General features: G+C 36.6%; 13 protein-coding genes and 1 tRNA gene. 9 read left to right on the top strand and 5 right to left on the bottom strand.

Annotated features, from left to right (window positions below):
* The first annotated feature begins 457 nt into the window (after positions 1–457).
* Positions 458–811, top strand: coding sequence for an STAS domain-containing protein (locus tag RIV7116_RS20340; RefSeq protein WP_015120194.1), 354 nt, complete (start codon positions 458–460; stop codon positions 809–811).
* Between the two features lie 521 nt (positions 812–1332).
* Here the strand turns inward: RIV7116_RS20340 and RIV7116_RS20335 are convergent.
* Both RIV7116_RS20335 and rpsF read right to left on the bottom strand, forming a co-directional pair.
* A complete protein-coding gene (locus RIV7116_RS20335; RefSeq protein WP_015120193.1) occupies positions 1333–1890 on the bottom strand; it encodes an Npun_F5560 family protein in 558 nt (185 codons plus the stop codon).
* A 297-nt stretch (positions 1891–2187) separates the two neighbouring features.
* The gene (rpsF, locus tag RIV7116_RS20330; protein ID WP_015120192.1) at positions 2188–2535 is read right to left on the bottom strand and encodes a 30S ribosomal protein S6; all 348 of its coding nucleotides are present in this window, start codon (positions 2533–2535) and stop codon (positions 2188–2190) included.
* A 627-nt stretch (positions 2536–3162) separates the two neighbouring features.
* On the opposite strand from rpsF, the gene RIV7116_RS20325 reads away from it, so the two are divergent.
* Complete coding sequence (locus RIV7116_RS20325) at positions 3163–3939, top strand: fumarylacetoacetate hydrolase family protein (RefSeq protein ID WP_015120191.1); 777 nt, start codon at positions 3163–3165, stop codon at positions 3937–3939.
* A gap of 56 nt (positions 3940–3995) precedes the next feature.
* On the opposite strand, the gene RIV7116_RS20320 is transcribed toward RIV7116_RS20325, so the two are convergent.
* Together RIV7116_RS20320 and RIV7116_RS20315 are read right to left on the bottom strand one after the other, a co-directional pair.
* Positions 3996–4472, bottom strand: coding sequence for a Tic20 family protein (locus RIV7116_RS20320; protein ID WP_015120190.1), 477 nt, complete (start codon positions 4470–4472; stop codon positions 3996–3998).
* A 79-nt stretch (positions 4473–4551) separates the two neighbouring features.
* Positions 4552–4749, bottom strand: coding sequence for a hypothetical protein (locus RIV7116_RS20315; protein WP_015120189.1), 198 nt, complete (start codon positions 4747–4749; stop codon positions 4552–4554).
* Positions 4750–5328: 579 nt separating this feature from the next.
* Between RIV7116_RS20315 and glyA the strand changes: the two genes are divergently transcribed.
* The 6 genes from glyA to RIV7116_RS20285 all read left to right on the top strand — a co-directional run bounded on the left by glyA (position 5329) and on the right by RIV7116_RS20285 (position 12733).
* Positions 5329–6612, top strand: coding sequence for a serine hydroxymethyltransferase (gene glyA / locus RIV7116_RS20310; protein WP_015120188.1), 1284 nt, complete (start codon positions 5329–5331; stop codon positions 6610–6612).
* Positions 6613–6981: 369 nt separating this feature from the next.
* Positions 6982–8022, top strand: coding sequence for a glycosyltransferase family 4 protein (locus RIV7116_RS20305; protein ID WP_044292110.1), 1041 nt, complete (start codon positions 6982–6984; stop codon positions 8020–8022).
* A 578-nt stretch (positions 8023–8600) separates the two neighbouring features.
* The gene (locus RIV7116_RS20300; protein WP_015120185.1) at positions 8601–9557 is read left to right on the top strand and encodes a phytanoyl-CoA dioxygenase family protein; all 957 of its coding nucleotides are present in this window, start codon (positions 8601–8603) and stop codon (positions 9555–9557) included.
* Between the two features lie 607 nt (positions 9558–10164).
* Complete coding sequence (pds, locus tag RIV7116_RS20295; protein ID WP_015120184.1) at positions 10165–11604, top strand: 15-cis-phytoene desaturase; 1440 nt, start codon at positions 10165–10167, stop codon at positions 11602–11604.
* A complete protein-coding gene (crtB, locus tag RIV7116_RS20290) occupies positions 11588–12523 on the top strand; it encodes a 15-cis-phytoene synthase CrtB (protein WP_015120183.1) in 936 nt (311 codons plus the stop codon). The genes pds and crtB overlap by 17 nt, the downstream gene beginning before the upstream one ends.
* Before the next feature lie 121 nt (positions 12524–12644).
* Positions 12645–12733 (top strand) — tRNA-Ser (locus RIV7116_RS20285).
* A 309-nt stretch (positions 12734–13042) separates the two neighbouring features.
* On the opposite strand, the gene RIV7116_RS20280 is transcribed toward RIV7116_RS20285, so the two are convergent.
* Complete coding sequence (locus RIV7116_RS20280; protein WP_015120182.1) at positions 13043–13885, bottom strand: outer membrane protein; 843 nt, start codon at positions 13883–13885, stop codon at positions 13043–13045.
* A 1420-nt stretch (positions 13886–15305) separates the two neighbouring features.
* Between RIV7116_RS20280 and RIV7116_RS20275 the strand changes: the two genes are divergently transcribed.
* The gene (locus RIV7116_RS20275; RefSeq protein ID WP_015120181.1) at positions 15306–16091 is read left to right on the top strand and encodes a WecB/TagA/CpsF family glycosyltransferase; all 786 of its coding nucleotides are present in this window, start codon (positions 15306–15308) and stop codon (positions 16089–16091) included.
* Positions 16092–16308: the final 217 nt, after the last annotated feature.

The following is a 16308-nucleotide window of genomic DNA, read 5'->3' as shown; positions in this document are numbered from 1 at the left end:
ATAAACATACTACTCGTATTAGTAAAATTACATTCGGTTATTTAGTTAGCTTACCCTGTAGTATATTAATTATAATGGTTTTAATAAATAAGAGTTTTGTACTTTTAATATAATTGTATTAAACATCACTTTTTGAAGATACACATATTTACCACAGCCTTACAATTACTAGCATCTATAATAGTAATTTTATGAAAAATTCATAAAACTCTCAGAGAATTATAAAAATTCAGTAAAAGAATCGGTTGCTACGGAAAAACCAAATCGCTTATGCCTATACTGAAAATTGTTTAGACAAATTATACGGCATAAATACTGACTGAATTTGTCTCAATTGTACTGCTTTAATACTTGATTAAAAAAACAGGTAAAAATGGTGGTTTTTCAGTTGAGAAGGTAGTGGTATTTGTGTCTGTTTTTTGTTTTTCTTGAGTATTTCAACTATCCAATTAAATTTATGACTTTCACATTAGAACGTCAAGTTACTTTGTTCAAGCCCGAAGGACGCATGGACTTACAGGGTGGAAATGCTTTGAGCCAAAAGATTGCTGCGGTTGTACCTGCTCCTGGGCAAATCTGGGTTATAGATTTGGTTAAAGTTGATTTTATGGACAGTTCTGGTTTAGTTAGTTTAGTTAAGGGACTAAAAACAGCGCGTCAGCACAATTGCCATTTAGTTATTTGCAACGTGACTGCAGCAGTTCGCTTAGTTTTAGAACTGACTCATTTAGACTCTGTTTTTGATATTTTCAATACTTACGAAGATGTTCTTAACATCATAGAAGACAAAAGTTTAGTTGTAGCAAGCTAAATTAGTTTTCATCCGTTTAATTAAGGTAAGTATTAAGCAAGCACGTTAATTGCAGTAAGTAATCAAACACTAAAGCAACATCAAGGTTTCAGTTAGAAGACAAAGCTTTGAGTTTTACGTTACCTCTATCAACCGCCATGCAAATTCACTATCAACTCTCAACCTGATGTACTCATCGATTAGCTCGTGAGGAGTGCTGAGTTACTTAAGCTAGCTTGAAATGAAACAAGCAATGGAAGAATTAATTTTATAGGTAAAAATGGTAATTTCTAACTTCCTATCATTTACCCAAAACAATTCTTTACTCTTTTGCTTTTTTCTTGCTTTTATATTCCTATTATTTATTGCTAAAGGGGTTTTCTATATGACCCTTTTTTTTTGCTAATATTGCTTATCAATCAATAATTATGCTTAAACTATTTAAGAAACAAGGTCTTAAAGGTTAATTGAGCGAAGTAGTTTTTTAAGATAAACCCAAATCTAACCCATATAGACAGCGTAATGTAATAAATTAGGTGCCTTTAAGTATTGGGCACAGGAGAAATATTGCCAGGTGGGTTAGAAGGAGGAAATGAAGGTAAGTCAATACCGCTATGAGAAGCCGTGCGAGACTTTAAGGCTAAACGGTAACTAACACTTTGCAATTCCGCTTGTAATTGACGGTTCTCCTGTTGTAATAGTGCTACCTTTTCTCTTACCGGAGTCATTCGTTCCTCGAACTTATGACGGTAAATTTGAGGTAATTCTTGTACTACTTGTTCTAACATTCTAGAACGGTCAGTTAATTCCTGAACGGACTGACGCAACTGATAAATTTCGCCATCGCGAGTGCTGATTTGCTCTTGGTAAAAACTTACCTGTTCTTCTACTGCCTGCAATTGTTCTCGCAAAGTATTTAACTCATTCTGATGCCTTTCGGAAACTTCCGGCTGGGGCATAAAATTGTTATTACCCTTTACCAGTCGGAACAGTTCTTGGGACAGCTGCTGGACTAATTGATCTCGAAGCTGCAATTCTTGACGCAACTTCGATACTTCAGTAGAAAGAGCTTGTATGGTGGAGTTATCTGTTTGGCTCACAGTGTCTTACAGTTTACTTAATAAATCTTTTCCACGTTAGGGTAAGTATTTGTTAATGTAACATTCCTAGCGGTGATGGCAAGGGGAAAGAGGTATATTTATTTTACTTTCTTAAAGATTAAATTTTGATTCACGCTAATTTCTTAACAAATTCAAAAAACCGGGGCTGTGGCAAGTAAATATAGAATTGATTTTCCGTTTTTACTTGAAAACCACATACTCCCGGTTTCTTATAACAGTGTAAGAGATAACTTACCCATGGTCTAATCTCGTAGCAAAGCTCTTATGTAAAGAACATTATCTTTCTTGAGCCATTGCCGTAGCAGATACTTCTTCGGTTGGTGTTTGTTGTTCTTCTAAATCTTGCTTGATGGTTAGATAACGAATTACTTCTTCACTCAAACGCATAGCACGTTCCATTAGAGCAATAGTGCTACCAGGAGCGGTGTAGTTCATTTGGACGTAGACACCATCCCGATGTCTATTAATCTCATAAGCTAGACGACGCTTGCCACGATTTTGAATTTGGATATTTTCAGCGCCATTTTCTTTAATTAAGTTTTCATACTTAGAAATATTTTGCTCCACTTGCTCATCTATTAAGTCTGGGCGCAAAATATACATTGTTTCATAATTTGTAGCCATTAGTATTAATCTCCTTTTGGACATTTGGCTGCTAGTGTCAAGAAACCTATTGAGTAAACTTCAAAATGCAATACTCAAGCAAGCGAACATTTCTAGCAGCAAGGAATTATAATCTTACCAGTTTTTGATTTTAATTGACGAAACTTTGAAAATCTGCTTTATGACACTTACAGATCGTAAAATATCCCACTACCGGTGTCTTCTGATAGGGCGATACCCCCGTATATAAGGTTTTGTCCGCAATATTTATTAAACGGTGGGACATTTTATTTCTTGGTTCTCCCTATGTCCGCAGTCGTTAACAGGAAAGCTCTATTCGATCCATAACATCGAATTTCATGATGCAGCCACCAAAAACGTCAAGCCCTTGATAAATCTACCAAAGAGGTTTTCGGGTGTAGTTCAAATATTTAACTTCTCAATACTTATCAAACGATTTATTCCGAAAAATCAGTAATGAAAAAGCAAGCTAGCTTATGCTATTGTTCTACGGGTTAAAGATTACACACATATGCCAGATAATTAGTTGAACTATTTCAACTGAAATAGGCATAGACACCAATTCTTTTTGTGTAAACAATCAATCTTACTTACTTAAAAAATATTCAAGAGGAAGAAATCAAGCTTATGGCTCAGCGCTACGTGCGAGTTCAAAATACTGAAGGGGTTATCTACTATGGTTTGCTACATCTCGATCTGAACGTGCAAGTACTTGATGCTCCTCCTTGGCTGCAAGGGCAACCCACGGATTTAATACTGCAACCAGACAGTTACCAAATTTTAGCTCCTTGTTCTCCTTCCAAAATTATTGCGGTGGGAAAAAATTATGCGGAACATGCCGCCGAAATGGGTAGTAAAGTTCCAGAAGAACCTCTAATTTTTCTCAAACCACCTACTTGTGTTATTCCTTGCGAGACCGAAATTCAGTACCCGCAAGTTACACAGCATGTAGATTATGAAGGAGAATTAGCTTTAATTATTGGCGAATCAGCAACTAAATGTACACCCGTTTCGGCTCAAAACAAAATTTGGGGCTATACCATTGCCAATGATGTGACAGCAAGAGATTTACAAAAACGTGATAGGCAATGGACTCGTGCTAAAGGTTTTGATACTTTTTGTCCTTTAGGTCCGTGGATTGTTAGGGAAATAAGCCCAGGTGCTAGACTGCAAACTTTTTTGAATGATGATGCGACTCCCGTTCAATCTGCTTGTATCGACCAAATGGTTTTTTCTCCCGAAACTGTAGTGTCTTACATAAGTCAGGTAATGACGCTACTGCCGGGAGACGTAATATTAACAGGTACCCCATTAGGAGTCGGCCCCTTGAATTGTGGCGATCGCATCAGGGTTGAGATAGAAGGTATCGGTCGTTTAGAAAATACTGTCGCGGCAAGTAAATAAAAATATACAGCAAACGGGATACCAAGAGCGCACATTGAATTTATGTACTTACTGCCTTAACGTACCTGCATGTAAACCGCATCAGAAATTGCGGGAATTTCTGCATAACGACCCATGATAGTTTGAGCTACAGAATATACAACAGCTACTATCAAACCAATAAAAATAGTATTAGCTAAAGTTTCGATGGCAAAGTTAGCGCCTGGAACTGGACTTAAAGCACGTACTACAAGACCGGATAAAACTAAAACAATATCCAAAAGTATAGCCTGCATTGTATTGAAGCGAATAAAATGAGCAATTTTCTCATTTCGCACTACCAACATAAACAAAGCAAAGAAAACGATCAATCCAGCAAAAGGAATACCATTATAAATTGCGATGACAGGCAAAATTGGAATGAAAATTACTCTTAAGGCTGGAAACTGGTTTAGCAAGAAGCTACCAAAAGCTAACCCTTCAACCAAGGGAAGCAAATAAGGTAGGCTCGCGAAAATTCTATCTTTAACAGTTGTAGTTCCGCGCCAAGTCATTCTGCGTTCTCCTATGTCTTATTTTACTGACCGTATGAACCTAGAATAACGCAGTTACCTAGTTGTCGTCTCAACTGCGTTACTCTATATTGGCAATACGAAAGCCCATGATACACTCATGCCAATTCGGTTCTTTTTCACCAATATTGTTAATTGCTTGTCCGCAACCTAATTTACCGTCGTACCAGCGGGGTTGCCCGCTTTTATCGGCAAGAACACAAGATTGGCAAACGTTTTGAGGAGCTATTAACTGTTCTTTTATTAAAATTACTAACATTACGACTCCACTTAATATTGTTTGAATTTTTACCTAATTTTGATTGAGAACAAAAATTTCATAAAGGTTTAATTTTTAAACTGGTATAAAGAATACCTAGCTGTTCCGATTTTTTCCCATCTCCGGCGAGCGCTGGAAGATTGATGTCAATCAATACATTTTTTAGATTAAAATTTTAATTTAATTTTATCGGTTAAGGATAAAATTATTGCAGATTTTTAGTAAAAAGTAATACGCGAAATTTGTTTCCCTGCTAAATGTATCGCTCCAGTTCTGATACAGACTTCTTGAATAGCTTGGAGTTAACTAGGGATTGGCATATATTTTACAATTTTTACTTCAGAACTGGTCAATAACTAATAAACTGTTCGCAGAGTACGGCACTTAGAAGTACTAAAAGATCCAGCTTCGGGTTTCGCCTTCCAGAAAAAACACCTATCACTGGTTTGTTTGTGTGAAATGTATTTGATAAAGCTGAATATTTTATTTTTTGGATCTCCCTTTAAACTATTAACTGGAAAAGAGATAAAATTTTCTTCTGTGCGATAGCACAAGTTTTCACGGGATAGATTATTTACAGTGACTAAAACTAATTCAGATTTTCTTGCAAATACTGACCCTACAGTGGCGGAGTTAATCAATGACGAACTAAAGCGTCAACAAGACCATTTAGAGTTGATTGCTTCAGAAAACTTTACTTCTGCTGCCGTACTGGCTGCTCAGGGTTCGGTGCTGACGAATAAATACGCTGAGGGATTACCAGGCAAGCGTTATTATGGCGGTTGTGAAGTAATCGACAAAATTGAGCAAATAGCTATCGATCGTGCTAAGCAGCTATTTGGTGCCGCTAGTGCTAACGTTCAGCCTCATTCCGGAGCGCAAGCAAATTTTGCGGTATTCCTAACCTTGTTAGAACCCGGTGACAAAATTATGGGAATGGATTTGTCTCACGGGGGACACCTTACCCACGGTTCGCCGGTAAATGTTTCGGGTAAGTGGTTTGAAGTTTGTCATTACGGCGTTAATCCGGAAACAGAACAGTTGGACTACGAACAAATCCGCGAGCTGGCGCTAAGGGAGCGTCCAAAGCTCTTGATTTGTGGATATTCAGCTTATCCTCGCGTAATTGATTTTGAAAAGTTCCGTAGTATCGCTGATGAAGTGGGTGCTTATTTATTAGCGGATATAGCTCATATAGCAGGTTTGGTTGCTGCTGGACTTCATCCAAATCCAGTACCTTATTGCGATGTCGTGACCACAACGACCCATAAAACTTTACGCGGTCCTAGAGGTGGCTTAATCTTGACTCGCGATGCTGACATGGGTAAAAAGTTTGATAAGTCAGTCTTCCCCGGTACCCAAGGCGGACCATTAGAGCATGTTATTGCTGGTAAAGCAGTAGCGTTTGGGGAAGCTTTAAAGCCAGAATTCAAAGATTATTCTGCTGCTGTGATTGAAAATGCTCGTACTTTGGCCAATCAACTGCAAAGTAGAGATTTGAAAATTGTCTCTAACGGCACAGAGAACCATTTGATGCTCGTAGATTTACGGTGTATCGGCATGACAGGTAAGCAAGCAGACAAATTAGTCAGCGGTGTAAACATTACTGCTAACAAAAATACAGTACCTTTTGACCCAGAATCACCTTTTGTGACCAGCGGTTTGAGATTAGGTTCTCCAGCAATGACAACGCGGGGTATGGGTGTAGCAGAATTTACGGAAATTGGTAATATAATTGCCGACCGTTTGTTAAACCCAGATTCGGATAGTGTTGCCGAAGATTGTCGCCGACGTGTAGCGGCTCTATGTAAGAGTTTCCCCTTGTACGAACATATTGGGGTTCCCGTTCCAGCTTTGGCGTAAAAGTCATAAATCAATTACCCCTCATAACTTATAGAGTGGAGTAATAGAAAGCTCAAAGCAGTATTTACACAACTCAAAGCGGCTATTTTTTAAATATTCAACTAATTCCTCCTTTATTAAGGGGGTTTTTTTATTTTCCATTCCACATTGTTGAGATTCAGCATAATCACTTACTTCTAAATGTGGAAAATACTCTGTACTCATTTCATGATTATTTTTTAAAATCCTATATGTGTCTAAAAATGTATCATTCTTATGCTGACAAGTATCTGAATCTTAGTAGTAATAGAACAACACAATCTATTTTCAATTCCATACAATTTCTCTATTTGTCTCGTATAGTAAACAAGCGATTTATTTATGCAGATGCTGCCTGCTCAGATTTATCATCTGATAGCCTTCTTATTAGCTGCGGTAGTCGTCCTCTGGACTACTCCCGACGTGAAAAATATTGGTATAAAAAGTGGACGTTTAGATAAACCTGACGATCGCAAAGTTCATCAACGTCCAATGGTGCGTCTCGGAGGAGTGTCTATTTTCGCAGGTACCATAATTTCTTTGTTAGTCGTTTGGTGGTTGGGTGGATTTGGATTTTTACCAGCCGATAAAGAATGGCAAATCTGGGGTGTTACTCTTGGTGGATTAGCTTTTTTCTTAATTGGTTTGGCTGATGATTTATTCAATTTGTCACCTTCAGTACGCTTGCTAATACAAACTTTGGTAGCAGCTTGCGCGTGGAAAGCGGGGGTAAGTATTGATTTTCTAAGTATTCCTACAGGGGGGTTAATTCATCTCGGTTGGCTAAGTTTACCAATCACTATTATTTGGTTGGTTGGTATGGTGAATGCAATTAATTGGATTGATGGTTTAGACGGTTTGGCTGCTGGTGTATCTGGAATTGCGGCGATGGTAATGTTGATTGTCGCTTTGTTTATGCAGCAGCCCGGTGCAGCTTTAATAGCTGCGGCTCTTTCAGGAGCTACATTTGGATTTCTCCGTTATAATTTCAACCCCGCGCAAATTTTTATGGGAGACGGAGGTTCTTATTTCATCGGATTTACTTTAGCATCCGTTGGAGTAATTGGTTTGGTAAAAATCCCCGCCGTAACTGCGGTATTACTACCATATCTAATCTTGGCAGTGCCAATTGTCGATATGTCAACAGTCATTCTAGGGCGAATCTCACAAGGTAAATCACCCTTTCTCGCAGATAAAACTCACTTACATCACAGGTTGCTAGAAGCTGGTTTATCTCATAGATTGACAGTTTTATTTATCTATTCTTTAACATTATGGGTTGGCAGTCTGGCATTAGCGATTGCTGGCATACCTAGCGGTACTGTCTATGCTTGTGGTAGTACTTCTCTACTGAGCTATACTTCTTGGCGTGCTTGGAGAAGAGTAAGGTAACAATAACCGGAGCGAAGGAAAGAAAAAATTTATCTGCAATCAAATTAACTTCCTTCGCAGTAATTATTCTCCTAACTTTACACAAAATGCAGAGGGCAGAAGGTAAAAAGTATAAATAAGGACTATAGCTTATGTCCTGCGAAAACCCTTTGCTTAGCAGCCAAATCAATATTTATACGCATATAGTTTAAATTGTCACAATGTCTGGTTGGTGCGTGACAGGAAAACCTTATTATTGCGTTAGAAATCAATCAGTGTACTAGCAACGGCAATAAGGGGGGAAGAAAATCTACACCCCCTTTTGCCTCCCCTACGAGAAAAATATGCCGGTTGCGTAAGTTTTAGTATTAAATTGTTATTCCGAATCCTTATTAAATATAAGGACTTTACGAGCTTCTTCAATAACTCTTCATTATATTTTTAAATAAGTAGCTCTGTATACAAAGAAACAATAAATACATGCTACTTTCATGGCTTTGTCAACTCTTAAAGTTTACGATTTCTATACATAGTTATCTAGTATATTGTTATAAAATACGAAAAAATACTGATAACACTTAAAATATTTAACATAGAATATGATGATTAATAAATTTGTAAACTCTCCGACAATATGGTCGCAAATGTACGACCATTGTTATGAGAACTATAAAGGCTTAACAAAAAATCCTAAATGGCTTTTTATGCGTAAGATGAGCCGATTTCAGGTTGGAAGAACTATGATGAAATATTTATCTTATAGTTCGGAAAAGTCATATCAATTACCTTTAACAACAAAAGATTCGATTTTTCATAAAATTGATATAGATGAAGCCGTAACACAGCTTAAAAAAGAAGGTTTTTATTTAAATTTACAGCTTCCAAAAAAAATAGTCAGAGAAATTGTAGAGTTTGCCAAAAACACTGCTTGCTATGGTAATCGTAAATCACATCTTGGATTTTATTATCACCAAAAAGCGGAAGCAGAGGCTCAACTAAGAAAAGGTATTAAAGTAGGTTGCTACTTCAATACAGCAGAACTGTGTCCTGCTATTTCTAAATTGCAGAATGATTCTCAGCTATTGGCAATAGCAGCAAAATATTTAGAGAAAGAACCTATACATCAAGGAAATCAGCTTTGGTGGAGTTTTGCTGGAGAATCTTCAGATTGGGAGCGCAGACAAAACGCGCAAATGTTTCACTATGATTTAGATGATTATAAATTCTTAAAGTTCTTTTTCTATCTAACCGATGTAGATGATACAAGTGGTCCTCACATTTGCGTGCGAGGTAGTCATAAACATAAAAAGTTTTCTCATGTATTGCTGCGTAAAAGAGAAAAAGACACAGATATTATTGATTATTATGGTGAAGATTCTTTTGTAACTATTTGCGGTAAAGCTGGTTTTGGATTTATAGAAAATCCGCTATGCTTTCATAAAGGACTCACTCCAACTCATAAAGACCGTCTTTTATTACAAATCGAATTTGCTACAACCGATTATGGAATGCAAAATGATAATAGGGATACTTCCAATCTTCAAGTTTTAAATTAAGAGAAAACGCACTTCGCTTAAGTTTTTGATAAATATATATTAAAAATATATAGTTTGAGAGCAATATGATTTACGCATTTGTCGAGAAATAATGCTTTGCGACGATCTACAGATGAATTAACTATATATGATTAGAAACTATGAAATTGATATACATTGCATAGATATTGGCTATTACATATAAAGATGCTCATAGCATAAACAGAAGATTAAGAAGTTAAAATTTATACTATCAGCAAAAAACAATAGCCAGAAAAATTAATAGTTTTCTCTCGCATATAGGATTATTGTTCAAGACTGCAAAATGATTAAAATACCTTTCATATAAATCTGTAAGTTTTTCGATCGGTGTCAGAACTAACAACAGAGCCGATTGTAAGGACAACTGATGAATAGTGAATTCTCATCGCGCTTAATCTCAGCATAAGTTACTACTTTCTACTTATCGAGCAAATTATTTAGCAAAACTTGAGGCGTAAACAAGCTATCAACCCCATTGAACGGCAAAAATTGGAAAAACGATGCTATGACAAATGCAAAATGTAACGGAATGCAAAGTATAATGAAAACTACAAAACGCAGAAAATATTAAATAACAATACGGTAAATGCGAGTAGCTATCGCCGGAGCAGGCTTGGCAGGACTTTCCTGTGCGAAATATCTTATTGATGAGGGTCATACTCCCATACTTTTGGAAAGCCGAGACGTACTGGGTGGTTTAGTCGCAGCATGGAAAGATTCCGATGGCGACTGGTATGAAACTGGGCTGCACGTATTCTTTGGGGCTTATCCCAATATGTTGCAGTTACTAAAAGAACTCGGTATTGAAGACCGTTTGCAGTGGAAAAAACACACGATGATCTTCAATCAACCGGAAAAACCAGGTACTTATAGTCGCTTTGATTTCCCAGATTTGCCAGCGCCTTTGAATGGTATCGTGGCAATTTTGAGAAATAACGATATGTTGACCTGGGGTGAAAAAATTGAATTAGCAAAAGGATTAGTCCCGGCTATGCTACGGGGTCAGAAATATGTTGACTCCACTGATAAATATACCTTTTCCGAATGGTTAAAGCTTCAAGGGGTAGGAGATGAGGTGCAGCAAGATATTTTTATTGCTGCTTCTAAATCGTTAAATTTTATTAATCCCGACGAAATTTCGGCTGTGGTGTTATTGACAGCTCTCAACAAGTTTCTTCAACAGAAAGACGGTTCTAAGATGGCTTTCTTGGATGGTTCTCCTACCGAGCGTCTTTGTCAACCACTGGTAGATTACATCGAAGCCGGTGGTGGAGAAGTTAAATTAAACGCGCCTTTGAAAGAAATTTTGCTCAACCCAGACGGTAGCGTCAAAGGATTTTTGATGCGCGGTTTGAATGGAGCAGATGATTATATAGAAACCGCAGACGCTTATGTTTCGGCAATGCCGGTTGACGTAATGAAAGTCATGCTGCCAGAAGCTTGGAAGGATATAGAATGCTTCCAAAAACTTGATGGATTAGAAGGCGTGCCCGTAATTAACATCCAATTATGGTTTGACCGTAAACTTACAGATATTGACCAATTATTATTTTCGCGATCGCCGATTTTGAACGTTTACGCGGACATGAGTAATACATGTCGCGAATATAGTGACCCAAACCGTTCTATGCTGGAATTAGTTCTTGCACCAGCAGAAGATTGGATTAACAAATCAGATGCTCAAATATTGCAAGTAACCCTTGCCGAATTGTCTAAACTATTTCCTCAACACTTCGGCTCGGAAAACCCAGCTAAGTTACTGAAACATCATGTGGTGAAAACACCGCGTTCCGTTTACAGAGCTATTCCTGGTTGTCAGGAGTATCGCCCTTCACAAGTAACTCCCATCTCAAACTTTTTCTTGAGTGGAAGCTACACCATGCAACCATTTTTAGGAAGTATGGAAGGAGCAGTACTTTCTGGTAAACTAACAGCGCTCGGTGTGAATAAATCATTCTCAGTTCATATTTCTTCCAGCGTGCAAATGCCTTCCATCCAGCCTGCAACGAATGCTGCAACTGCCTGATTCCCCCCCATGCATGAAAACGACGACGGTCTCCGTGGATGAGTCCTACAAAATTTGTCAGCAAATCACCGCAAAGCATTCCAAAACTTTTTATTTGGGTACTTTGTTGATGAGTCCAGAAAAGCGACGTGCAATTTGGGCAATTTATGCCTGGTGTCGTCGTACTGATGAATTAGTGGACGGTCCTGCTGCTGCTATGACTACTCCCGAAACTCTAGATTTATGGGAAAAGCAGCTCGAATTAATTTTTGCTCAACATCCTCAGGAAAATGTTGATGTGGCTCTTGCGGATACATTAAAGCGCTATTCAATGGATATTCAACCCTTTCGGGATATGATTTCCGGTCAGCGCATGGATTTGTACCGCAACCGCTACTCCACTTTTGATGATTTATATCTTTACTGTTATCGGGTAGCCGGTACTGTAGGTTTAATGTCAACGATGGTGATGGGCATAGATTCCCAAGCTAATACCGCTCCTTGGAACCGTTGTAAACAGCCGTATATTCCAATAAATGAAGCAGTAACTTTAGGAATAGCCTGTCAACTTACTAACATTCTTCGCGATGTCGGTGAAGATGCCCAACGAGGTCGAATTTATATTCCCACTGAAGATTTAGCACAATTCAACTACACCGAGAAAGATTTACTCAAAGGAGTAGTTGATGAGCGATGGCGTTCTTTAATGAAATGTCAAATTCAAAGAGCGCGGCAATTTTACGCCCAAGCAGAGAAAGGAATTAGTTATCTACATCCAGATGCTCGCTTGCCAGTATGGGCCGCTCTAATGCACTACAGCCGCATTTTGAGCGTTATTGAACGCAATGGCTATGACGTGTTCAATCAACGTGCCTACGTACCACAGTGGAAAAAAATCGGGACTTTACCTTTTGCTTGGTTGCGATCGCAAATTTCTTAAGGTGAAAAACATAGTCGCACTGGGATATATCAAGCTGTATCCTAGTGTGTACGCAATTTAAATAATTTGAGTATTGACTCTTTATAAATTTTCTGCTAACATCTATATTTGTTACGACCTTGGAGAGGTGGCTGAGTGGTTGAAAGCGGCTCCCTGCTAAGGAGTTATGGGGTTTTAACCCCATCGAGGGTTCGAATCCCTCCCTCTCCGTTTCAATTATTAGAAGTATTATACTTTTCGCCAAAAGATATTTTACTAATTAATATAAATAGAATTAAGAGTGCATTCAAAATATTTTAGATGTACCGATATTTATGATTTTTTATAGTTACTTATAATTACTCATATTTATTTCTATTTACAAAATACCCATCAATAAATTGAGGGGCTATTGAGAATAGTTTTTGTTCCATCTTAGATAAACAAAAAATTAGCTTGCCTCATATATCTAAACGCGGAAGCAAGGAAAAATTTTTAGTTTTCCCCTACTTGCCGCACTGTTAATTAAACCATATGAGCTTAGAAGCCGCCGAAGTTATAACCAACTCCTACAGAAAGACCGAGGTCAGTTTCGTCGAAGAATGCTGCATTAACAGCTGCTGTCGCTGTTAACTTATCGGTTATTGGTACATCTACACCGCCAGTAAGCAAAAAGGTTAATTCTGAATCATCTCCAGTCGCATAAGCTAAACCAGCGCCAGCATAAGGAGAAAAAGGTAATGGTTCGCGAAAGGGATCTGCTACTTGCTTGAAAGAAAAGTCATAGGTAAGGGGAACTAAAATTACAGTATCGTCACCAAGCACGACTGATGGACGTACTGACAAAATGTCTGTTAGCCCAACTTTACTGATAACCATAAAGTTACCATCGCCTAAAGCAGAATCGCCACCTAAACCGATATTTCCGGCAACCCCGATATAGCTAGAACCGCCGCGAGTTGAGCCACCAAAATCTATATCCGCTTGGGCTAATTGCGACGAATCAGATATTTTTTGATTAGCTTGTGGATGCTCACGAAGAGAAGATGCTTGCTGACTCTGACTTGCGAGTGCAGCAGATGAAGTTACTGTTGTTCCAGGAACTGGTGCTGTATTTTGAGACTTTTGAGTATATCTCTTAGGTGTTACTAGCTCTGGATTTACTAATAGATGTGACTTTTCGGAATCTTGGTTAGCAAAACTCGAGCTAAAATGCTCAACAGGTGTATTTTCCTGTTTTGAAGTAACTCGATCTGATTGTACGAATTGTTGCTCGATTGTTTTCTCAACTGTTTGAGCAGAAGCAGATAAGCTACTACTTAATAATGAAATAGCTGCCAAACTCAGCGAAAAAACGCTTTTGCGAAGAAAAATTTTATTCACGCTCACTCCTAATAGATATAGCCACTTAAATATCGACTAGCTTATTTTTAGTCTATATGACGGCAGTATTTAATATTTAACACCAAAAAAATTATAGCTACATCCTTAATTAGGCAGAAATTATGATAAATAGCTACATATATATAATTAATAATGTAGTGATTTAACGGTTGACAAAAAAATATACACATTATGAGCAATATATACTAAATAAAAAATATAGTAACTATAGTTGGCTCTTAATATCTAAATTGATACTTCATATCTACGCAGAGGAGGCATCGGGGAAATTTAGCTAATTTTCTTGTCTATCAATGTAACTAGCTTGCCCAATCATGATTTGCTAAATCATTGGAATTAGATTGTTTGCAATGCAATTATGGCTACAAGTATGAACTATGATTTATCTCGCGGCACTAAATATTATTAAGACTCAAAATTTGGCATTGCTGAATTGAAGTATGAATTTATCTTTCTCACATTTACTAGCCCCCTAAATCCCCCAAAATTGGGGGACTTTAAAATACATTTCTCCACCAAGATTGGGGGTTGGGGGGCTATTCATATTTTTATATGGCTAACGTCACGCTTCGCTAACAGCAACGCCCAAAATTTTCAGGCTTTAATTTAAGCTTACCGATAATAAAGCAGACTACTGCTATTATCTCTATATTCAAATGCTCTAAAAGACTTACGGTCTATTTTAATTTGTCTTGTGCGGATTAATACATAGATGAAATTTTAATCGACAATTTTTTAGATGAAAGGTGATTGTATTTTATACTCATAAGTAATAACCCTTATTTGAAATAAGTAAAGATTTATCATTAAGATAATATTGATTAATTCTTTACAGAAAAATAATATTATTTATATATTTTTATATCAAGTAAAAGGTATAATCTCTATTCTCTATATAGTTATTTTCAGCAACCGTATTACTTCTGATTTATATTTTTTTTTAATGAAAAATAGGTGAAGTGCTATTTATCATTTAAATTTATATGATATCTTTTTTATTATGATAATAAATAAAAATGATGAACTTAGAGGCTAATCATAATTGACTCTGCTCATTCTTAATAGTCAAAAAAATCATCAAAATATTCGCTTCAATTGTTTATCATCAATTTGTAAAGCAGGTGTAATAGTTAATACAAAGAAAATGAATATTTATTTTACGTAAATACTTTCAGATATATAACTTTGTTAAAAATAATCAACTTTCCTGACTTTATAGCAATAGTAAAAAGTTATTTTATGTTACAGGCGTACTATCTTGTTTATGATTTTAAATTAGATTAATAAAGATGATACTTACTTTGGAATTAATAAATATGGGGTTGAAAAAAATGATATTTCAACACTATTTTTCGTTTCAAGAAGATACATTTAGTTATCAGCGTTACTAAAAGCTATCATGAAGAAAATTAGAATTTTAAACTTAGAAATTGATAATTGTTCTAAACAAGAATTGCTTGATAATTTAAAGTCAGGAGTAGTATTTACGCCAAACGTAGACCATATTATTAAACTTCAAAAAGACTCAGAATTTGTCAAATCTTATAGCATCGGTGATTATAAAATTTGCGATAGTCAAATAGTGATGTATGCATCTAAATTTTTAGGAACGCCAATTCAAGAAAAAATATCTGGTTCTGACTTACTGCCTGCATTTTGCAATTACCATAAAAACAACGAGGATATTAAAATTTTTCTATTAGGCGCAGCCCAAGGAGTAGCTAAAAAAGCCCAAAGGCAAATTAATAATAAAACAGGAAGAAAGATTGTTGTTAATAGTTATTCTCCACCTTTTGGCTTTGAAAAAGATGAAGTAGAATGTATGAAAATAATCAGATTAATTAATAATTCGGATGCGACAGTTTTAGTTATAGGTTTAGGTGCGCCAAAGCAAGAAAAGTGGTTGTATAAATACAAAGGTGATTTAAAATTTATCAAGATATTTATGGCATTAGGAGCAACCATTGATTTTGAAGCGGGAAATGTCAAAAGAGCACCGAAATGGATGAGTGAAATCGGATTAGAATGGTTGTTTAGATTATTATGCGAGCCGAAAAGATTATGGAAGAGATATTTACTAGACGATGTTCCTTTTATCTTCTTGATTTTAAAACAAAGGCTAAGTATGTATATGAATAAAAACTCCAAAGATACTCAGCAAGCTTTATTAGCTGACAAATATTAATTAGATAAATAGGCAATTAGCGAGCCAAAATATCATTCACACTCATACATATATGTAAAATTTTATGCGAAGCGGCAGAATATTCTGACCGCTGTTTATTCATAGCTAATTAAATTTATTTCACTTATGAAAGGATGTTTGGGAAATTATAACAGGGCTGAGGTTAACAGAATATAGCGCTTTTCATTTGGGTGCAATACACTCCGATCAACCTCAT

The organism is Rivularia sp. PCC 7116, from assembly GCF_000316665.1.
Taxonomy (GTDB): domain Bacteria; phylum Cyanobacteriota; class Cyanobacteriia; order Cyanobacteriales; family Nostocaceae; genus Rivularia.
This window is presented reverse-complemented; position numbering and strand designations above follow the sequence as displayed.

Coding starts and splice junctions, on each gene's coding strand:
- RIV7116_RS20275 (WP_015120181.1), top strand. CDS start 15,306: ATGAAGAAAATTAGAATTTTAAACTTAGAAATTGATAATTGTTCTAAA.
- RIV7116_RS20325 (WP_015120191.1), top strand. CDS start 3,163: ATGGCTCAGCGCTACGTGCGAGTTCAAAATACTGAAGGGGTTATCTAC.
- RIV7116_RS20320 (WP_015120190.1), bottom strand. CDS start 4,472: ATGACTTGGCGCGGAACTACAACTGTTAAAGATAGAATTTTCGCGAGC.
- RIV7116_RS20340 (WP_015120194.1), top strand. CDS start 458: ATGACTTTCACATTAGAACGTCAAGTTACTTTGTTCAAGCCCGAAGGA.
- rpsF (WP_015120192.1), bottom strand. CDS start 2,535: ATGGCTACAAATTATGAAACAATGTATATTTTGCGCCCAGACTTAATA.
- crtB (WP_015120183.1), top strand. CDS start 11,588: ATGCTGCAACTGCCTGATTCCCCCCCATGCATGAAAACGACGACGGTC.
- RIV7116_RS20300 (WP_015120185.1), top strand. CDS start 8,601: ATGATGATTAATAAATTTGTAAACTCTCCGACAATATGGTCGCAAATG.
- pds (WP_015120184.1), top strand. CDS start 10,165: ATGCGAGTAGCTATCGCCGGAGCAGGCTTGGCAGGACTTTCCTGTGCG.
- RIV7116_RS20315 (WP_015120189.1), bottom strand. CDS start 4,749: ATGTTAGTAATTTTAATAAAAGAACAGTTAATAGCTCCTCAAAACGTT.